Source organism: Xanthomonas sp. F4 (assembly GCF_011761895.1).
In genome coordinates this window covers 1,037,590-1,055,498 of record NZ_JAASQX010000001.1, presented here as the reverse complement: position 1 = coordinate 1,055,498, position 17,909 = coordinate 1,037,590, and the positions used below count along the sequence as shown (strand labels likewise).

Genomic DNA, 17,909 nt, shown 5'->3' with positions numbered 1-17,909 from the left:
TGGGGCGAATTATAGGCGACCCCGGCAGGGCACGTATTCAGCCAGCGGGGGCGGCGCCGGGCGCATACAGGCCATGGTCGCGGATGTAGGCGGCCACCGGCGCCGGCAGCAAGGCCGCCCAGTCCTCGCCGGCGGCGATGCGCGCGCGCACCAGGCTGGCCGATTCGCTGCGCAGCGGTTGCCGCAGGCACCACAGCCGCCCGCCCGGCGCGCGGGTCAGCGCCTGCGGCGTGTCGGCCCAGCGCCCGGCCACCGCCTGCGCCAGTTCCGCCGGCACCGCCCGCTCCCAGCCACTGCCGGCGCGGTCGGCGACGATCAGATGCGCGGCCTCGAGCAGCGCCCGCCATTCGCGCCAGCCGCTGAAGCCGACGAAGCTGTCGCTGCCGATCAGCAGCGCCAGCGGCGCGTCGGCACCGAGCTCGGCCCGCAGTTCGCGCACCGTGTCGATGCTGTAGGACGCCACGCCGGGCCGGGCCTGCGCGCGGCGCAGCTCGTGCAGGTCCAGCAGCAGCCCGGGCGTGTCGGCGATCGCCAGCGCCAGCATCGCGCAGCGCTGCTGCGCATCGGCGCCGGGCGCCGGGCGGTGCGGCGGATCGGCCGCCGGCATCAGCCGCACCGGCACCCCGAACGCATCCCGCGCCGCCCGCGCGATCGCCAGGTGGCCGTTGTGGATGGGATCGAAGGTGCCGCCGTAGACGAGGGTGAGAGGCCGGGATTCGGGATTCGGGATTCGGGATGAACCAGCCGCCTGCGCGGGATCGCCGCTGTTGCCAATCCCCAATCCCGACTCCCCAATCCCAGCCGTCATACCACCAACAACCGCACCGCCCGCGCCTCGGCGATCGCCAGCAGCAGGCGCTCCAGGGCGATCCAGGCGTCGCCGTCGGCGCGGCCCTTGGCGATGCGGTCGATGCGACCGGCCTCGGCGGCGAAGCGTTCCCAGCGGCGCGGTTCGGCGTGCCGCTGCAGGGCGCGCTTGAACGGCGCCTGCCGCGATTCCCAGATGCCCTGCCCTTTCATCTCCGCCGCCAGGTTGCCCCCGGCGGCCTGCACCTTGGCCAGGGCGGCGGTGCGCAGCAGTTCCTTGATCAGGATCGGCAGCAGCGCGGCCACTGCCTCGCCCTCGGCGCGCAGGCCGGCAAGCATGCGCCGCACCGCCGGCGCCTGGCCGCCGAGGGTGGCCTCGGCCAGGCGGAACACGTCGTAGCGCGCGGCATCGGCGACCAGCGACTCCATCGCCGCCACGTCCAGGCCCTGGCCGTCGGCCAGCAGCGCCAGCTTGTCGATCTCCTGCGCCGCCGCCAGCAGGTTGCCTTCCACCCGCTCGGCCAGGCGTTGCACCGCGCCGGCATCGGCGCGCAGGCCCTTGCTGCGCAGGCGCCGCTCGATCCAGTCGCCCAGTTCGTGCGGCTTGATCGCCCAGGCCACGGCGATGGTGCCGATGCGCCCGACGGCGTCGGCCCACTTGCCCTGGTGCGCCTTGCTCCACTCGTTGCAGGTGATCAGCAGCACCACGTCCGGCGGCGGGTCGGCGCAGAACGCAGCGATGACCTCGCCGCCCTCCTTGCCGGGCTTGCCGCTGGGCAGGCGAAGCTCGATCAGGCGTTGCGCGCTGAACAGGCTGGGCGCATTGAAACTGGAATACAGCTGGCCCCAGTCGAAATCGCGGCCGTCGGCATCGAACACCTCGCGCTCACTGATGCCGGCGGCGCGCGCGCGCGCGCGCACCGCGTCGGCCGCCTCGAGCACGCGCAGGGTTTCCGGTCCGGCGATCAGGTAGACCGGCTGCAGCGGCTGCGATGCCGGCTGGGTGGCGAGTTGTTCGGGACGCAGTTCCATGGCGACAGCCTACGCTGCGGCGGCCGCATGCGGCGAGCGCCGCGCGCCCGCGCGGGGCGGCGGCGATGGCAGCGGACGGACGCTCAAGGCTGCGGCGTGGTCGCCGGCTTGCCGTCGACCGGCTTCCCTTCGACCGGCGTGCCGTCGGTGGACGGCGGCGCGGCGTTGACGTCCTTGCCGTCGCGCACCTGCGCCCGCACCACGCTGTCGATCCGGCGCAGCATCGACGCCGACATCTCGCGGCGCAGTTCGTCGGCGAGGATCTCGCGCTCGGTGGAGGTACCGGTGGCGTCGGTCGGCGGCGACACGTAGTCGCGCGACAGTTCGATCACCTGCTGCGGCACCAGCACGCTGCCGTCGGCGCGCAGGAACACGAAGATCGCCGCGTAGCGCAGGCTGTATTCCTGGGCACGGCCCTCGGCGTCGAGCGCGATCGGCAGGTCGCCCCAGCGCTCGGACAGCACTTCCAGGCGGGCCACGCCGGTATTGACGTCCTTGGGTGCGATCTCGGCGCCGGCGGCGCGCAGGCCGCGCTCGAGCAGCTTGGCCAGCTCGCTGTACGGTGCCGAGGACACCACCTTCACCGACGGCGTGTCGGCCGGCAGGGTCAGCTTGTTGCGCAGGTGGAAACCGCAGGCGGTCAGGGACGCCGCGAGGACGAAAGCGAGCAGGAGTCGGGTCATGGACACAGTCTGGAGGAGCCGGCTGGGCGCGGCAACAGGCGGCTAGCCTGCCGCACGCTGCGTGAACGCGGGTTGAGACCTGCCGCGCCGCGCGGCCGCGGCGCGACCGGAGCGGCGCGCCGGCTCACGCCGCCACCAGGTTCACGATCTTGCCGGGCACGATGATGATCTTGCGGATGCTCAGCCCTTCCAGGAACTTGGCCGCATTCGGCTCGGCCTGGGCCAGCGCCTCGATCTGCTCGCGCGGGGTGTCGGCACCGACCTCGATGGTGCCGCGCAGCTTGCCATTGACCTGCACCGCCAGGGTCACCGCATCGCGCACCAGCGCGGCCGGGTCCGGCTGCGGGAACGGCACGTCCTCCAGCAGCGTCGGCGCATGGCCCAGCGCCTGCCACAGCGCGTGGCTGGCGTGCGGGGTGATCGGGTTGAGCAGCAGCACCGCCGCTTCCAGCGCTTCCTGGCGCACCGCGCGGCCCTGCGCGCTGGTGTCGTCGAACTTGGCCAGCGCATTGGTCAGCTCCATCACTGCGGCGATGGCGGTGTTGAAGCTGTGGCGGCGGCCGTAGTCGTCGGCGACCTTGCCGATGGTCTCGTGGGTCTTGCGCCGCAGCGCCTTGTGCTCGGCGTCCAGCGGGTTGGACAAAACGACTTGCTTGGTTAATTCATCGACGACGCCGTCGGCGACGTGCTTGTGCACCTGCGCCCACAACCGGCGCAGGAACCGCGCCATGCCGTCCACGCCGGCCTCGTTCCACTCCAGCGACTGCTCCGGCGGCGCGGCGAACATCGAGAACAGGCGCACCGTGTCGGCACCGTACTTGCCGACCATCGCCTGCGGATCGACGCCGTTGTTCTTGGACTTGGACATCTTCTCGGTGCCGCCGATCAGCACCGGCTGGCCGTCGCCCCTGTGCACCGCGCCGATCACCCGCGCCTTGTCGTCGCGCTGCACGTCCACGTCGGCCGGGTTGATCCAGTCCTTGGAGCCGTCCGGGTTCTGCCGGTAGAAGGTCTCGGCGATCACCATACCCTGGGTCAACAGGTTGGTGGCCGGCTCGTCGCTGTCCACCAGGCGCGCGTCGCGCAGCAACTTGTGGAAGAAGCGGAAGTACATCAGGTGCAGGATCGCGTGCTCGATGCCGCCGATGTACTGGTCCACCGGCAGCCAGTAGTTGCCGCGCTTGTCGACCATGTCCTTGGCGCCGGGCGAGGTATAGCGCGCGTAGTACCAGCTCGACTCCATGAAGGTGTCGAAGGTGTCGGTCTCGCGCTCGGCCGCCGCGCCGCACTGCGGGCAGGTGGTCTTGCGCCACTCCGGGTCGGTCTTCAGCGGCGAACCGGTGCCGCTCAGGGCCACGTTCTCCGGCAGCAGCACCGGCAACTGGTCTTCCGGCACCGGCACCGCGCCACAGCGTTGGCAGTAGATCACCGGGATCGGGCAGCCCCAGTAGCGCTGGCGGCTGACGCCCCAGTCGCGCAGGCGATAGTTGACCCGGCGCTGGCCCTGGCCCTTGCGCTCGAAGCGCTCGGCCAGCGCCTCGAACGCGCCCTGGAAGTCCAGCCCGTCGAACTCGGCGGAATTGACCAGCTCCAGCTCGCGGGTCTTGTCGCCGTACCAGTCCTGCCAGCGGGTCGGGTCGTAGCTGCGCTCGTCGTCGTTCTTCGGCGCCTTCAGCGCGATCACCTGGCGGATCGGCAGGGCGTACTTGCTGGCGAATTCGAAATCGCGCTGGTCGTGGCCGGGCACCGCCATCACCGCGCCGGTGCCGTAGCCCATCAGCACGAAGTTGGCGACCCACACCGGCACCTGCTCGCCGCTGATCGGGTGCACCGCGGTCAGGCCGGTGGCCATGCCGCGCTTTTCCTGGGTTTCCAGCTCGGCCTCGGAGACGCCGCCCTGCTTCAGCTCGGCCAGCAGCGCGGCCAGCGCAGGATTGGACTTGGCCGCATGCAGCGCCAGCGGATGCTCGCTGGCGATGGACACGAAGGTCACGCCCATCAGCGTGTCCGGGCGCGTGGTGAACACGCGCAGCGGGTCCAGCGCGCTGCCGTCGGCGTCGCGCACGTCGAACTGGATCTCCAGGCCCTCGGAGCGGCCGATCCAGTTGCGCTGCATGGTCTTGACCGACTCCGGCCAGCCCGGCAACTGGTCCAGGCCGTCCAGCAGTTCCTGCGCGTAGTCGGTGATGCGCAGGAACCACTGCGGGATCTCGCGCTTTTCCACCAGCGCGCCGGAGCGCCAGCCGCGGCCGTCGATGACCTGCTCGTTGGCCAGCACGGTCTGGTCGATCGGGTCCCAGTTCACCACCGCGTTGCGGCGGTAGGCCAGGCCCTTGCGCATCAGCCGGGTGAACATGCGCTGCTCGTGCACGTAGTACTCGGGCCGGCAGGTGGCGAACTCGCGCGACCAGTCGATGGCGTAGCCCAGCGACTTGAGCTGGCTGCGCATGTGGTCGATGTTGGCGTAGGTCCACTTCGCCGGCGCGGTCTTGTTCTTGATCGCGGCGTTCTCGGCCGGCAGGCCGAACGCGTCCCAGCCCATCGGCTGCAGCACGTTCTTGCCGATCATGCGCTGGTAGCGGCTGATCACGTCGCCGATGGTGTAGTTGCGCACGTGGCCCATGTGCAGCGCCCCGGACGGGTACGGCAGCATCGACAGGCAGTAGAACTTGGGCTTGTCGGAGGTCTCGTCGACCTCGAAGGCGCGGGTGGCGTCCCAGAACTGCTGGGCGGACGATTCGACCTGCTGCGGGTCGTAGGCGGTGGGCTCGACGGCGGACATGGAAACGGGCAAGGGCCAGGCGGCAACAAAGCGGGCAAGGGTACCGCAGCGCAGCAGGCGGCTCCAATCGTGGCGACGGACGGCAGCGGCGCGCAGCCCCGTGGCGCCCCCGGGCAGGCGCGGGAACCGCGGCTGCAGCGCCATCGGCGCCATGGACGGACGCAGCGGATCTCAGCTGCGCCGCAGCCCGCCGCGCCGGCCGACTGCGCAAGCCCGGCAGGGTCAACCGCGCTGCGGCACCGCCTGCGGCCCCGGCCAGCAGGCCAGCAACGCCAGCCAGCCCCACCACAGCAGGAACACCAGCCGCTGCGCCAGCGCCGGCGACAGCAACCGGTCCAGCGCGAACGCGCCCAGCGCCACCAGCAGCGCCATCGCCAACGCCAACGCGGCCCAGCCGCGCGCGGCGGGATCGCGGCGCGCGCCCAGCCCCAGCAGGGCCGCGGCCGCCACCAGCGCCACCACCCACAGCAACCAGGCGCTGGCATGCAACTGGGTCGCGCGCGCCTCCAGGTCGGTCGGGTCCAGCGACAGCAGGCCCATGCCGGCGAAGGCCAGGCCGGCCAACAGCAGCAGTTGCCCGCCGACCCGCAGCGACCAGGGCGCGTGGCGGCCGGCACGACGCAGCAGCCGCAGCGCCAGCCCCATCGCCAGGCACCCCGGCAGCACGAACGCCAGCAGGTTGAACGCCCAGGCATGCGGGATGCCGCGCGCGCCGAGCAAGGCCAGCGGATGCGACCACGGCAGATACCCAGGGAGGACCGCGCCAAAGCCCAGCATCGCCGCCACCGCGGCTATCGCCAGCAGCGGCCCGATCCAGCGCACCACTCGTTCGCTCACGTCGCCCATCCGCTACCGTCCTTTCGCGCCGCGATGGCGCCTACAGCCGGGCATTGTCGCCGCTGCGGCCGCCGCCGGCACGCATGGCACGGTGCCGCCACCCTTGCATCGGCGCCGCGGCGCCTCCATACAGAGCGTCCTCTCGCCTGCGATGACGCCGCCCATGTCCGATACGCCCCACGTTTTCGACGCCAAGACCGAGACCTTCGAAGCCGAGGTGCTGCAGCGCTCGCTGCAGACCCCGGTGCTGGTGGACTTCTGGGCGCCCTGGTGCGGCCCGTGCAAGACCCTGAGCCCGATCCTGGAAAAGCTGGCGGCCGAGTACAACGGCGGCTTCGTGCTGGCCAAGGTCGACGTGGACCAGGAGCAGCAGATCGCCGCGGCGTTCCAGATCCGCTCGGTGCCGACGGTGTTCCTGGTCCAGGGTGGGCAACTGGTCGACGGGTTCCCCGGCGCCCTGCCCGAGGGCCAGTTGCGCGAGTTCCTGACCCAGCACGGGATCACCCCGCTGGCGGCGCAGGAACCGGCCGAAGACGTGCCGGCGGCGCCGCTGGACCCGCACGCCGAGGTGCAGCGCCTGCGCGAAGCAGTGGCGGCCGAGCCGGACAAGGACGAGCTGAAGCTCGACCTGGCCCTGGCCCTGGTCAAGGTCGGCGACGCCGCCGAGGCCGAGACCCTGATCGACGCGCTGCCGGCCAACCTGGCCACCGACGAGCGCGCGGTGCGCGCCCGGGCGCGACTAGGCTTCGTCGGCGCGCTGCAGGCCGCGCCGCCGCTGGAAACGCTGCAGGCCACGCTGGCGCAGGATCCGAGCGACCTGAAGGCACGCTACCTGCTGGGCGTGCGCCACCTGGTCGGCGGCGACGACGCGGCCGCGCTGGAGCAGTTCCTGGAGATGCTGCGCCAGGACCGCACGTTCGAGGATGGCCTGCCGAAGAAGGCGTTGATCGACGCGTTCCGCGTCATCGAGGACGAGGACCTGGTGGGGCAGTACCGCCGCAAGATGTCCGCCCTGCTGTTCTGAGATTACAATCTCAGGTCCAGCGGCTGACTACGGCGTCTCCAGCCACTGCGACGGACGGACGCGCCCCGGCCTGACCCCAGGATGCCGCGATCAGGGACGAACGCTGCCTGCCGCCCCGCAGGAGCGCCGGCCTGATCTTTTGCCGGATGTATGCCGTGAACCAGTTCGATCGCCGTATGGCCTCGCCCACCCGCACATCGTGGTCAGGCGCGCGCAGGCTGGGCGGCCTGCTGTGCTGGGTCGGCCTGCTGTTCGCCCCCAACGCGCTGGCGCAGGACTGGCACTACCGGGTGCGCCCCGGCGACACGCTCTGGGATCTCGGCAGGCTGTACCTGCGTCCGGGCATGGACTGGGCGCGGTTGGGCCAGCACAACCAGGTCGCCGATCCGCAGCGGCTGGTGCCGGGATCGCGCCTGCGTTTTCCGGTCGCCTGGCTACGCATGCAACCGGCGCCGGCGCGGCTGGTCGCCCTGCGTGGACAGATCAGCGTGCAGACCGCCGACCAGGCGACGCTATCGGCGCAGCAAGGCATGCCGCTGCCGATCGGCAGCGCCCTGCAGACCGGCGCCGATGCCAGCGCGACCGTGCAGTTCGCCGACGGCTCGCGCATGCAGGTGCGTGAGAACAGCCTGGTGCGCTTCGACCAGCTCGTCCGCTACGGCGCCACCGGCATGGTCGATACCCGGGTGCGGCTGGAGAAGGGCCGCACCAGCAACGACGTCATCCCCGCCACCGGCCCCGCCTCGCGCTACATCATCCAGACCCCGAGCAGCACCAGCAGCGTTCGCGGCACCCGCTTCCGGGTCGGCGCCGGCAGCGGCAGCGCGTTCGCCAGCACCGAGGTGCTGCAGGGCGCGGTGCGCGTCGCCGGCCACGGCGGCCAGCGCCTGCTGCAGCCAGGCGAGGCGGCGCGGGTCGCCACTGGGTCGGCGCCGCGGCAGGAAGCGCTGCTGCCGGCGCCGATCCTGGACCTGGCGCACAGCCGCCTGCAACGCCCGCCCTATCTGCTGGCCTGGGCGCCGCTGGCCGGCGCCAGCCGCTACCGCCTCGAGGCAGTGGACGCGCAGCAACGCGAGGTGCTGCGCCTCGCCCAGGAAACCGAGGCCACGGCACTGGCGCTGGACACGCTGCCGGCCGGCGACCTGCGACTGCTGCTGCGCGGCATCACCGCCACCGGCGTGGAAGGCTATGACGCCGAGCAGCCGCTACAGGTCTCGGCCACGCCGCTGCCGCCGCTGACCGTGCAGCCGCTGCACGAGCAGCAACTGCGCACCGCGCGGCCGCGCTTCGCCTGGACCCGCAACCCGGAGGCGCTCAGCAGTGTGCTGCAACTGGCGCGCGATGCGCAGTTCCAGGACCTGCTGCTGGAGCAGGAGACCGACGCCACGCATCTGCGCGCGCCGCAGCCACTGCCACCCGGCACCTACTTCTGGCGCCTCGCCTCGCGCGATGCGCAAGGCCGGCAAGGCCCGTTCGGGCAGGCGCTGACGCTGCATCTGAGCGATACGCCGGTCGATCCCGGCCTGGCGCCGGCGCAGGCCGAGCGCGGCACGCTGACCCTGCGCTGGCAGCCGGATCCGGACGCGCGCCATTACCGGGTGCAGTTGGCGCGCGATCCCGCGTTCCGCCGCGGCCTGCTCGAACGCACCGTGACGCAGCCACAGGTCGCGCTGCCGCGGCCGCGCCGCGGCACCTGGTACGTGCGCATCCAGACCCTGGACGCGGAGGGCGAGGCCGCGCCGTTCTCGACGCCGCAGACGCTGGACCTGCCCTGCCGCTACTGCAAGCTCGGCACGGCCGGCGGCGCGCTGCTGCTATGGCTGGCGTTGTGAACGCCGGGCCGCTGCGGGGCGTGCTGGTGGCGCTCGCCGCAGCCGCACTGGCCGCGGCACTGAGCCTGGGCGACGTCACCGGACGACTGGACAACGCGTTGTACGACGCGGCGATCGCGCAGGCGCCGCGTCCGGCCGATCCGCGCCTGCTGCTGATCGCGATCGACGACCGCAGCCTGCAGATGCTGGGCCAGTGGCCATGGCGGCGCGACCTGCACGCGCGCCTGCTCGACCGGCTCAGCGCAGCGGGCACCGAGCGGGTGGCGCTGGACCTGCTGTTCAGCGAACCCGACCAGCAACACCCGGACGACGATGCGCGCCTGGCCGCGGCACTGCGGCGCACCGGCCGCACCGTGCTGCCGGTGATCGGCAGCGCCAGCGACGCGGACATGCCGCAGGAGCTGCTGCCGATCCCCGCCATCGCCACCGCCGCGGCGGCGCTGGCGCACACCGACATCGCGATCGATGCCGACGGCGTCGCGCGCGGCGTCTACCTGCGCGCCGGGCTCGGCGGTGCGCACTGGCCGGCATTGGCCGCGGCCCTCACCGGCCGCGCGCTGCCGCCGGCGCCGGCCACCACCGACGCACCCTATGCCTGGCATCGCGCCGACTACGTCGGCCTGCGTTTCGCCGTGCCGTCGGCACCGTTCGCGCAGGTGTCCTATGTCGACGTCGTACAGGGCCGGATTCCGCCCCAGTCCCTGGGCGGACGCCTGGCGATCGTCGGCGTCACCGCCACCGGCCTGGGGCAGCGGGTGATGACGCCGATGTCCGATGCGCGCTGGATGAGCGCGCCCGAGTACCAGGCCAACGTCGCGGCGATGCTGTTGCGCGGCGACCCGATCCTGCCATCTTCGCGCACTGGCCAGGTGGCCGGGTCCGCGCTGCTGGTGCTGCTGACCTGCCTGGGCACGCACTGCGCGGGCTGGCACCGACGGCGCTGGCTGGCACCGCTGGCGAGCATGGCGGTGGTCGCCGGCGGCAGCCTGCTGTGGCTGCTGCTCAGCAACCGCTGGTTCGCGCCAGGGGCGGCCCTGCTCGCCCTGGCCATCGTCGCGGCCGGCCAGTTGTGCCTGCACGCGGCGCACTGGCGCCGCCAGGCCCATCGCGATGCCCTGACAGGGCTGGTCAACCGCCACGGCTTCGAACAGGCCTTCGCCCAGGCGCTGGACGAGGCGCGGCGCAGCGGGCGGCCGCTGACGCTGATCATCGTCGATGTGGATCATTTCAAGCGCTACAACGACACCCTGGGCCATCGCACCGGCGACCGCGCGCTGAAGCTGGTGGCCGCCGCGGTGGCGCGGCATGCACAACATCCGCGCGAGGTCGCCGCGCGCTTCGGCGGCGACGAGTTCGCCATGATCCTTCCCGCCACTGACACCACCGATGCCGGCCGCATCGCCACGGCGCTGGTCGAGGAGATCCGCGGGCTGTCGCTACGCGCACCCAACGGCAGCGTCGCCATCACCGCCAGCCTCGGCGTGCACAGCGCCAGCGTCGCCGCGGACACCCGCGAGCGCGACTTCTTCGAACTGGCCGACACCGCGCTGTACCGCGCCAAGCGCGGCGGACGCGACGGTTATGCGCTGAGCGACGACCCGGCAGAACACCATACGCATGCGTCTGGTAACCTGCCGCCCACCGATCCGTCCACCGCCGCGCAATGAAGCCATCGCTGTTCCGCCTGGGCCTGAACCTGTGGCCGCCGTTCCTGTTCGCCGGCATCCATGTGACCGAGCTGAGTGCGGACTACCGTCACGCCCGGGTCGAACTGCGCATGCGCCCGTGGAACCGCAATTACGTCGGCACCCATTTCGGCGGCAGCCTGTTCGCCATGACCGACCCGTTCTGGATGCTGCTGACCATGCAGAACCTGGGGCGCGACTACTACGTCTGGGACAAGGCTGGCAGCATCGAGTTCGTGCGCCCAGGCCGCGGCACGGTCAGCGCGCAGTTCGACCTGGACCAGGCACTGCTGGACGACCTGCGCGCGGCCACCGCCGGCGGCGACAAGCACCTGCGTTGGTTCGAGACCGACGTCGTCGATGCGCAGGGCGAGGTGGTGGCGAGGACGCGCAAGCAGCTGTACGTCAAGCGCAAGCCGGCGCGGTAGCGCGCCCTGCAGCAAGCGGGGCTCGCCGAGGCCGGACCTGCATCTGCGCAGACGGACACCCACCGTGTGCCAATGCGAGCACGCCATCAGCGTGCGCGGCGCGACGACTCGGGCAGCGTGCGCACACCCCGGCCCAATCGCAGCTGCATGGCCGCGCCGCGAGACCATGCGGCGCTGCACCAACAGTCATCGCCCTCCACTACACTACGCGGATGTCGCCCGATCTCCCCGCTCCCGCTCCGCGCCCGTCCCTGCAACGGCTGTTCTTCACCGGCCTGCTGACCCTGCTGCCGATCTGGCTGACCTGGGTCGTGGTCAAGTTCGTGTTCGTGTTGCTCTCGGGCATCAGCAGCCCCTGGGTGGTACCGCTGTCGGTCCGCATCGCCGCCTCGTTCCCGCGCGAACTGGGCTGGGCCACCGCACAATGGGTGCAGAACACCATCGCCCTGATCGCCACCCTGGCGGTGATCCTGCTGGTCGGCATCCTCAGCCGACGCATGATCGGCCAGCGCCTGTTGCGCTGGTTCGAGGCGGTGATGCGCCGCATCCCGCTGGCCAGCGTGGTCTACGACAGCGTGCGCAAGCTGGTGGACATCCTGCAGACCCAGCCCGGCAGCACCCAGCGCGTGGTGCTGATCGACTTCCCGCACCGGGACATGAAGTCGGTGGGCCTGGTGACGCGGGTGATCAAGGAACAGGGCACCGGCCGCGAACTGGCCGCGGTGTACGTGCCGACCACGCCCAACCCGACCTCCGGCTATCTGGAGATCGTGCCGGTGGAGCTGCTCACGCCCACCGACTGGAGCGTGGACCAGGCCATGAGCTTCATCATCTCCGGCGGTGCGGTGGCGCCGGAGAGCGTGCCCTTCACCCGGACCATGGACCGCTGACGCCCATGCGCCGCGGCACGCTCGACGATCGCGCCGTCCGCCTGTTCATCGCCCTGGCGGCGTTCTTCTGCGTCAATGCCGCGCTGGCCGAGTTCATCGGGGTCAAGATCTTCGCCTTCGAAGACACCCTGGGCATCGCGCCGCTGAACTGGAACCTGTTCGGGCAGACCGGCTCGATGAACTTCACCGCCGGCACCCTGCTGTGGCCGCTGGTGTTCATCCTCACCGACACCATCAACGAGTTCTTCGGCCGCCGCGGCGTGCGCTTCATCTCCTGGCTGGCGGTGGCGCTGATCGGCTATGGCTTTCTGTTCGCGTTCGCCGCGATCGCGCTGGCCCCGGCCGGCTTCTGGGTCACCGCCGCGCAGAACCAGGGCGTGCCCGACTACCAGGCCGCGTTCGCCGCGGTGTTCGGCCAGGGCATGTGGACCATCGCCGGCTCGCTGGTTGCGTTCATGGCCGGCCAGCTGATCGACGTGGCGGTGTTCCACCGCATCCGCAGCGTGACCGGCGAAAAACACGTGTGGCTGCGCGCCACCGGCTCCACCGCGGTGTCGCAGCTGATCGACAGCTTCGTGGTGATCTACATCGCCTTCGTGCTCGGCCCGCAGCACTGGTCGATGCAGCTGTTCCTGGCGGTGAGCACGCTGAACTACATCTGCAAGATGCTGCTGGCCGTACTGCTGATCCCGCTGCTGTACCTGATGCGGCGGCTGATCACCGACTACCTGACCCCCGAGCGCGCCGAGCAATTGCGCGAGGAAGCCGCCGCCGACTGAACGCCGGCACACGCGCGAGCGCGCAGCACGGCGTTCGCGTCGGCGTCGTGCAATGCCGCAGAGGCCGGCACTGCCTGGCCCTCCCCTCCACGGCACAGGCTGGCGGCAGGGGCAGCAGGAGCCCGCCGGGACCGGCCACGGGTGGCCTCCGCGGTGCGGATCGGGCAAGCTCCCCGCTCGCTTGTCGTTGGAGCCCGCAATGCCGCCCCGCTTTTCCCGCCTGCTGTCCCTCGCCATCGCTACCGCCCTGAGCCTGTCGCTGGCGGCCCCGGCGGACGCGGCCAAGAAGAAGACCACCAAGCAGACCACCGCGCAGACCCGCGCCAAGGCGAGCAAGGCGCGCAAGGCGCGGCCGGCGCCGGCCCCGGTGGTGCTGACCAAGGCGCAGCAACTGAACCGGCTGTACGACGATTACTGGGAAGCCTCGCTCAAGCTCAATCCGCTGCAGGCCACCTTCCAGGGCGACAGCCGCTACAACGACCAGTTGCCGAACTTCCTCTCGGCCGCGTTCCGCCAGCAGTCGCACGACTTCACCGTGGAGTGGCTGGGCAAGGCCGAGGCGATCGGCAAGGACGGTCTCAGCGGCCAGGACCTGCTCAGCTACGAGATCTTCGTCGGCGACGCGCGCAATGCGCTGGAGGCGGAGAAGTACCCGAGCTGGATGCAGCCGGTGAACCAGTTCTACAACGTCGGCAGCATCATGGTGATGCTCGGCTCGGGCACCGGCGCGCAGCCGTTCCGCACGGTCAAGGACTACGACAACTGGTCGCGGCGCGCGCTCGGCATCCCGGCACTGTTCGACCAGGCCATCGCCAACATGCGCGAAGGCATGAAGGCCGGCGTGGTGCAGCCGCGCGCGCTGATGGAGAAGGTGCTGCCGCAGCTGGATGCGATCATCAAGCCGACCGCCGAGGAGAGCCTGTTCTGGGGTCCGGTGCGCAACCTGCCGGCGGACATCCCCGAGGCCGAGAAGCAGCGCATCACCGCCGAGTACAAGCGCCTGATCGAATACCGGATCATGCCCGCCTACCGCTCCCTGCGCGGCTTCATCGCCACCGAGTACCTGCCGGCCACGCGCACCACCGCCGGTGTCGGCGCCCTGCCCGGCGGCGATGCCTGGTACGCCTGGAACGTGCGCCAAAGCACCACCACCGACCTGACCCCCGCGCAGATCCACCAGATCGGCCTGGACGAGGTGGCGCGCATCCAGGGCCAGATCCAGGCGGTGATGAAGCAGGTGCGCTTCCGCGGCTCGATGCAGAAGTTCTTCAAGTTCATGCAGACCGACAAGCGCTTCGCCTTCAAGAGCGAAGACGAGCTGCTGACCTATTATCGCGGCCTGGAAGGCCGGGTCGACGCGGCGGTGCCGCGCATGTTCTCGCTCAAGCCCAAGGCCGCGTTCGAGATCCGCCCGGTCGAACCGTACCGCGCGCAGTCGGCCGCCAGCGGCTCGTACATGCGCTCCAGCGAGGACGGCCGCCCCGGCATCTTCTACGTCAACACCTACGACCTGCCCAGCCGCAAGACCTGGGATGCGGAAGACCTGTACCTGCACGAGGCCATTCCCGGCCACCACTTCCAGCTCGGCCTGCAGCAGGAGCTGACCAACCTGCCCAAGTTCCGCCGCTTCGGCGGCGAGACCGCCTTCATCGAAGGCTGGGGCCTGTATGCCGAATCGCTGGGCAAGGACCTGGGCCTGTACCAGGATCCGTACAACTATTTCGGCTACCTGCAGAACGAGCTGTGGCGCGCGATCCGCCTGGTGGTGGACACCGGCGTACACAGCAAGGGCTGGACCCGCGAGCAGGTGATCGATTACATGCTGCAGAACTCGGCCACCAGCCGCACCGATGCCGAAGCCGAGGCCGAGCGCTACATGGCCATCCCCGGCCAGGCGCTGTCCTACAAGATCGGCGAGATGAAGATCATGCAGCTGCGCGACTACGCCCGCGCGCAACTCGGCGCCAAGTTCGACATCCGCGAATTCCATGCCGAAGTGCTGAAGGACGGCTCGGTGCCGCTGAACGTCCTGCAGGAAAAGATCGAGCGCTGGGTGGCGAGCAAGAAGGGGTGAGCGGGAGGCCGCTCCTCCCGCGGAACATGCGACCTGAAACGTCGCGGGATTTTTGTAGGAGCGGCTTCAGCCGCGACCGGGCACGCGGTCATGCCTGGTCGCGGTTGACCCACACAACACGCCAATTTCATCACACCGGCGACGGTGCATACCCCATTGTGGGAGGGGCTTCAGCCCCGGCGACGTTGAGTACCACGCGTCGGGACTGAAGTCCCTTCCACAGTGCAATCCCCGGCATGCCGAGCCGCTGAAATCGCACCGCGACAGCGGCAGGAACTGCAACGACGTTCGTTTAGTGCTATCGCCCTCCCGTTGCTCCCATCCCACTCGGTGCGGACAGCACGCCAGTTCCATCAGGGCATTGGGCGCGCATGAACCCACTTGTGGGAGGGACTTCAGTCCCGACGCCTTTCACTGCAACGCGTCAGTACTGAAGTCCCTCCTACAAAAGCCGGAGGCGACTGACCAGCCCCGACATCCGCTGAACCACCAGCGAAGACGTCGTGCGGTCAAGTACGAGATAACCGGCCTCATCGCTACACCGATGCCAAACCCCGCGCCAGCTGCGCGATGTCCTGCGGCGTAGTGCGACAACAACCACCGATCAGGCGAGCGCCAGCCACACGCCAGTCGGAGAGGTGGTCGGCCAGGGTGCCGGCATCGGCACTGTCGGCCTGCCAGCATTTACGCTCGGCGTCGTAGTGTTCGCCCGCGTTCGGATACACCACCAGCGGCAACCGCGCCAGCGTCCCCAGCTGGCGCAACGCTGCGGTGGCGAGCGATGGCGCGACGCAATTGACGCCGAGCGCGACCACCTGCGGGTGCCCGTCGAGCAACGCCACCGCCTCGCGCAAGGGCGTGCCATCGCTGAGATGCGCAGCATCGCGCAAGGTGCCGGCGAACCAGGCGACAATCTGTGGAAATTCTTCCAGCACCTGCAGCAACGCTGCCATTTCCGCCAGCGACGGTTGCGTTTCGCAGGCCAGCAGATCCACGCCGGCCGCAACCAGGGCGGCGATGCGCGGGCGGTGGAACTCACGCATCCGCGCCGGCGCCAGCACGTAGTCGCCGCGATACTCCGCGCCGTTGGCCAGGAAGGCGCCGTACGGACCGACCGAGCCGGCGATCAGCAAGGTGCCCGCCTGCGGATGCCGCGCGAGATGCGCCTGCCGCGCCTGCTGTGCCAGTTCCACGCTGCGCGCGATCAGGCGCTGCGATTGCGCGAGGTCGATCCCGCGCGCGGCGAAGCCCTGCGGCGTGGCCTGGTAGCTGGCGGTGATCGCGCACTGCGCGCCGGCGGCGAAATAGTCCTGATGCACCTGGCGGATCAGGTCCGGCTGTTCCAATAGGATCTTCGCCGACCACAGCGGATCGCGCAGATCGCAGCCGCGCCGTTCCAGTTCGGTGGCCAACGCGCCATCGAGCACCAGGCACCGGTCCTCGGCCAGCAGCGCGGCGAGCGGGTTGTGCGGCATGGCGCGGCCTCGCAGCGACGGAATGCGCAGTGTCGCAGACGACAGCGATGCGGTCGCGACGCTGCGCTATCCTCCGCAGATGGATCGCTCGATTTCGCTCGCACCGGCTCAAGCCATGACCTTCACTGCACTGACCCCGATGTTGCGCTGCGCCGACCTGGCTACGGCGCTGGCGTTCTATACCGATACGCTGGCGTTTCGCCGCGACGGTGGCGCGGTGGCGACGGGCTGGGTGTCGCTGCGGCACGGCCCGCTGGCACTGATGCTGGCCGCGCAACACACCGAGGCCGACACCACCGCTGCCAGCACTGCCTCCTCGCTGTACTTCCGCACCGACGAGGTCGATGCCTGGTGGCAGCGGCTGCAGCCACATGGGCGCATCGTCTATCCGCTGCAAGACTTCGCCTACGGCATGCGCGAGTTCGCGCTCCGCGATCCGGACGGCCATCTGCTGCAGTTCGGCCAGGCGCTGTGCCGATGAGCCTGACCCTGGACGGCCTGCACCACGTGGCGATCATCGCCTCCGACTACGCGCGCTCCAAGGACTTCTATAGCCGCATCCTGGGCCTGCCGGTGATCGCCGAGGTCTACCGCGACGCGCGCGACTCCTGGAAGCTGGACCTGGCCCTGCCCGATGGCAGCCAACTCGAACTGTTCTCCTTCCCTGCGCCACCACCGCGACCCAGCCGTCCGGAGGCCTGCGGGCTGCGCCACCTGGCGCTGCGCGTGCGCGACCTGGATGCGGCCGTCGCGCACCTGCACACACACGGCGTGGAGGTCGAACCGATCCGCATGGACGCGTACACCGGCCGCCGCTTCACCTTCTTCGCCGACCCCGACGACCTGCCACTGGAACTGTACGAGCGCGGCTGAACGCCTGCCGCCGGCCACGCTGAACCGCATGCCGCAGTGCGGATTCCCAGCACCATACGCTTGGGTATACAGTCGGATCAGGCTGGCTATCGCGCCGGCCGCACCGAACATCCCTCGGGAGGGGAACATGCGCACGACCTTCAAGACCCTGATGCTGGCCCTGCCGCTGAGCGCGGCGGCATTCATGGCGCACGCCGCCGACACCTCGCCGGTCGGCCGCTGGCAGACCATCGACGACGAAACCGGCAAGCCCAAGTCGATCGTGCAGATCGAACAGGCCGCCAACGGCACGCTGAGCGGCAAGGTGGTCGAGATCCTGCAGTCCAACCACGGCCCGAACCCGATGTGCGACAAGTGCGACGGCGAGCGCAAGGGCAAGCCGATCAAGGGCATGACCATCCTGTGGGGCCTCAAGCCCGACGGCACGGCGGTGTGGGACGGCGGCTCGGTGCTGGACCCGGCCAAGGGCAAGACCTACAAGGCCAAGGTCACCCTCACCGACGGCGGCAAGAAGCTGCAGATGCGCGGCTACATCGGCATCGAAGCGCTGGGCCGGACGCAGACCTGGATCAGGGAGTGACAGAAGCCGGGATTCGGAAGTCGGGATTGGGGATTCGCAGAAGGGGTGCCGCTGCCTGATTTCCGTTCTGCAAGCACTCTATTGAAGGCGCCTGCACAGGCGCCTTTTTAATGGGCGCGCGGATTTGC

At 70.3% G+C, this 17,909-nt stretch carries 16 protein-coding genes; 10 read left to right on the top strand and 6 right to left on the bottom strand.

From position 1 onward, the window contains the following. Window positions 1-37 precede the first annotated feature (37 nt). The 5 genes from nadD to FHR66_RS04745 form a co-directional block, all read right to left on the bottom strand. A complete protein-coding gene (gene nadD / locus FHR66_RS04765; protein ID WP_202394842.1) occupies window positions 38-781 on the bottom strand; it encodes a nicotinate-nucleotide adenylyltransferase in 744 nt (247 codons plus the stop codon). A 23-nt stretch (window positions 782-804) separates the two neighbouring features. Continuing rightward, a complete protein-coding gene (holA, locus tag FHR66_RS04760; protein WP_160968288.1) occupies window positions 805-1,839 on the bottom strand; it encodes a DNA polymerase III subunit delta in 1,035 nt (344 codons plus the stop codon). Window positions 1,840-1,922: 83 nt separating this feature from the next. After that, window positions 1,923-2,522, bottom strand: a complete 600-nt coding sequence (locus FHR66_RS04755) for an LPS-assembly lipoprotein LptE (RefSeq protein ID WP_160968286.1) — start codon at window positions 2,520-2,522, stop codon at window positions 1,923-1,925. Between the two features lie 124 nt (window positions 2,523-2,646). Further along, window positions 2,647-5,304, bottom strand: coding sequence for a leucine--tRNA ligase (gene leuS / locus FHR66_RS04750; RefSeq protein ID WP_160968284.1), 2,658 nt, complete (start codon window positions 5,302-5,304; stop codon window positions 2,647-2,649). A 222-nt stretch (window positions 5,305-5,526) separates the two neighbouring features. Next, entirely contained in the window at window positions 5,527-6,150 is a 624-nt protein-coding gene (locus FHR66_RS04745; RefSeq protein ID WP_160968282.1) for a DUF998 domain-containing protein, read from the bottom strand. A gap of 154 nt (window positions 6,151-6,304) precedes the next feature. Here FHR66_RS04745 and trxA point away from each other — a divergent pair, with 154 nt between their 5' ends. From trxA to FHR66_RS04710, 7 genes are all read left to right on the top strand, one after another. Then, entirely contained in the window at window positions 6,305-7,165 is an 861-nt protein-coding gene (gene trxA, locus FHR66_RS04740; RefSeq protein WP_160968280.1) for a thioredoxin, read from the top strand. Window positions 7,166-7,320: 155 nt separating this feature from the next. Further along, window positions 7,321-8,997, top strand: a complete 1,677-nt coding sequence (locus FHR66_RS04735) for a FecR family protein (RefSeq protein ID WP_343160677.1) — start codon at window positions 7,321-7,323, stop codon at window positions 8,995-8,997. Further along, the gene (locus FHR66_RS04730) at window positions 8,982-10,664 is read left to right on the top strand and encodes a CHASE2 domain-containing protein (protein WP_202394841.1); all 1,683 of its coding nucleotides are present in this window, start codon (window positions 8,982-8,984) and stop codon (window positions 10,662-10,664) included. Before FHR66_RS04735 ends, FHR66_RS04730 begins: the two co-directional genes overlap by 16 nt. Beyond that, window positions 10,661-11,110 carry a DUF4442 domain-containing protein gene (locus tag FHR66_RS04725; protein WP_160968278.1) on the top strand — a complete coding sequence of 150 codons (450 nt, stop codon included), beginning with the start codon at window positions 10,661-10,663 and terminating at the stop codon, window positions 11,108-11,110. Before FHR66_RS04730 ends, FHR66_RS04725 begins: the two co-directional genes overlap by 4 nt. A gap of 212 nt (window positions 11,111-11,322) precedes the next feature. Further along, window positions 11,323-12,000, top strand: coding sequence for a DUF502 domain-containing protein (locus tag FHR66_RS04720; RefSeq protein ID WP_160968276.1), 678 nt, complete (start codon window positions 11,323-11,325; stop codon window positions 11,998-12,000). Between the two features lie 5 nt (window positions 12,001-12,005). Continuing rightward, complete coding sequence (locus FHR66_RS04715; protein ID WP_160968274.1) at window positions 12,006-12,779, top strand: queuosine precursor transporter; 774 nt, start codon at window positions 12,006-12,008, stop codon at window positions 12,777-12,779. Between the two features lie 199 nt (window positions 12,780-12,978). Further along, entirely contained in the window at window positions 12,979-14,853 is a 1,875-nt protein-coding gene (locus tag FHR66_RS04710) for a DUF885 domain-containing protein (RefSeq protein ID WP_160968272.1), read from the top strand. Window positions 14,854-15,389: 536 nt separating this feature from the next. Here FHR66_RS04710 and mmuM read toward each other — a convergent pair. Further along, window positions 15,390-16,328 (bottom strand): homocysteine S-methyltransferase, encoded by a 939-nt coding sequence (mmuM, locus tag FHR66_RS04705; RefSeq protein ID WP_160968270.1) that lies wholly within the window; start codon window positions 16,326-16,328, stop codon window positions 15,390-15,392. A gap of 115 nt (window positions 16,329-16,443) precedes the next feature. Here mmuM and FHR66_RS04700 point away from each other — a divergent pair, with 115 nt between their 5' ends. The 3 genes from FHR66_RS04700 to FHR66_RS04690 all read left to right on the top strand — a co-directional run bounded on the left by FHR66_RS04700 (window position 16,444) and on the right by FHR66_RS04690 (window position 17,781). Beyond that, window positions 16,444-16,809, top strand: coding sequence for a bleomycin resistance protein (locus FHR66_RS04700; RefSeq protein ID WP_160968268.1), 366 nt, complete (start codon window positions 16,444-16,446; stop codon window positions 16,807-16,809). Further along, entirely contained in the window at window positions 16,806-17,201 is a 396-nt protein-coding gene (gene gloA2 / locus FHR66_RS04695) for an SMU1112c/YaeR family gloxylase I-like metalloprotein (protein ID WP_160968266.1), read from the top strand. Before FHR66_RS04700 ends, gloA2 begins: the two co-directional genes overlap by 4 nt. A gap of 127 nt (window positions 17,202-17,328) precedes the next feature. Further along, a complete protein-coding gene (locus FHR66_RS04690) occupies window positions 17,329-17,781 on the top strand; it encodes a DUF2147 domain-containing protein (protein ID WP_017910211.1) in 453 nt (150 codons plus the stop codon). The last annotated feature ends 128 nt before the right edge of the window (window positions 17,782-17,909 follow it).

Bases quoted from the DNA above. Each gene is read 5' to 3' on its own strand.
- trxA (WP_160968280.1), top strand. From the start codon at position 6,305: ATGTCCGATACGCCCCACGTTTTCGACGCCAAGACCGAGACCTTCGAA.
- FHR66_RS04710 (WP_160968272.1), top strand. From the start codon at position 12,979: ATGCCGCCCCGCTTTTCCCGCCTGCTGTCCCTCGCCATCGCTACCGCC.
- holA (WP_160968288.1), bottom strand. From the start codon at position 1,839: ATGGAACTGCGTCCCGAACAACTCGCCACCCAGCCGGCATCGCAGCCG.
- gloA2 (WP_160968266.1), top strand. From the start codon at position 16,806: ATGAGCCTGACCCTGGACGGCCTGCACCACGTGGCGATCATCGCCTCC.
- FHR66_RS04715 (WP_160968274.1), top strand. From the start codon at position 12,006: ATGCGCCGCGGCACGCTCGACGATCGCGCCGTCCGCCTGTTCATCGCC.
- leuS (WP_160968284.1), bottom strand. From the start codon at position 5,304: ATGTCCGCCGTCGAGCCCACCGCCTACGACCCGCAGCAGGTCGAATCG.
- mmuM (WP_160968270.1), bottom strand. From the start codon at position 16,328: ATGCCGCACAACCCGCTCGCCGCGCTGCTGGCCGAGGACCGGTGCCTG.
- FHR66_RS04725 (WP_160968278.1), top strand. From the start codon at position 10,661: ATGAAGCCATCGCTGTTCCGCCTGGGCCTGAACCTGTGGCCGCCGTTC.
- FHR66_RS04690 (WP_017910211.1), top strand. From the start codon at position 17,329: ATGCGCACGACCTTCAAGACCCTGATGCTGGCCCTGCCGCTGAGCGCG.
- FHR66_RS04730 (WP_202394841.1), top strand. From the start codon at position 8,982: ATGGCTGGCGTTGTGAACGCCGGGCCGCTGCGGGGCGTGCTGGTGGCG.
- FHR66_RS04755 (WP_160968286.1), bottom strand. From the start codon at position 2,522: ATGACCCGACTCCTGCTCGCTTTCGTCCTCGCGGCGTCCCTGACCGCC.
- FHR66_RS04700 (WP_160968268.1), top strand. From the start codon at position 16,444: ATGACCTTCACTGCACTGACCCCGATGTTGCGCTGCGCCGACCTGGCT.
- FHR66_RS04745 (WP_160968282.1), bottom strand. From the start codon at position 6,150: ATGGGCGACGTGAGCGAACGAGTGGTGCGCTGGATCGGGCCGCTGCTG.
- FHR66_RS04720 (WP_160968276.1), top strand. From the start codon at position 11,323: ATGTCGCCCGATCTCCCCGCTCCCGCTCCGCGCCCGTCCCTGCAACGG.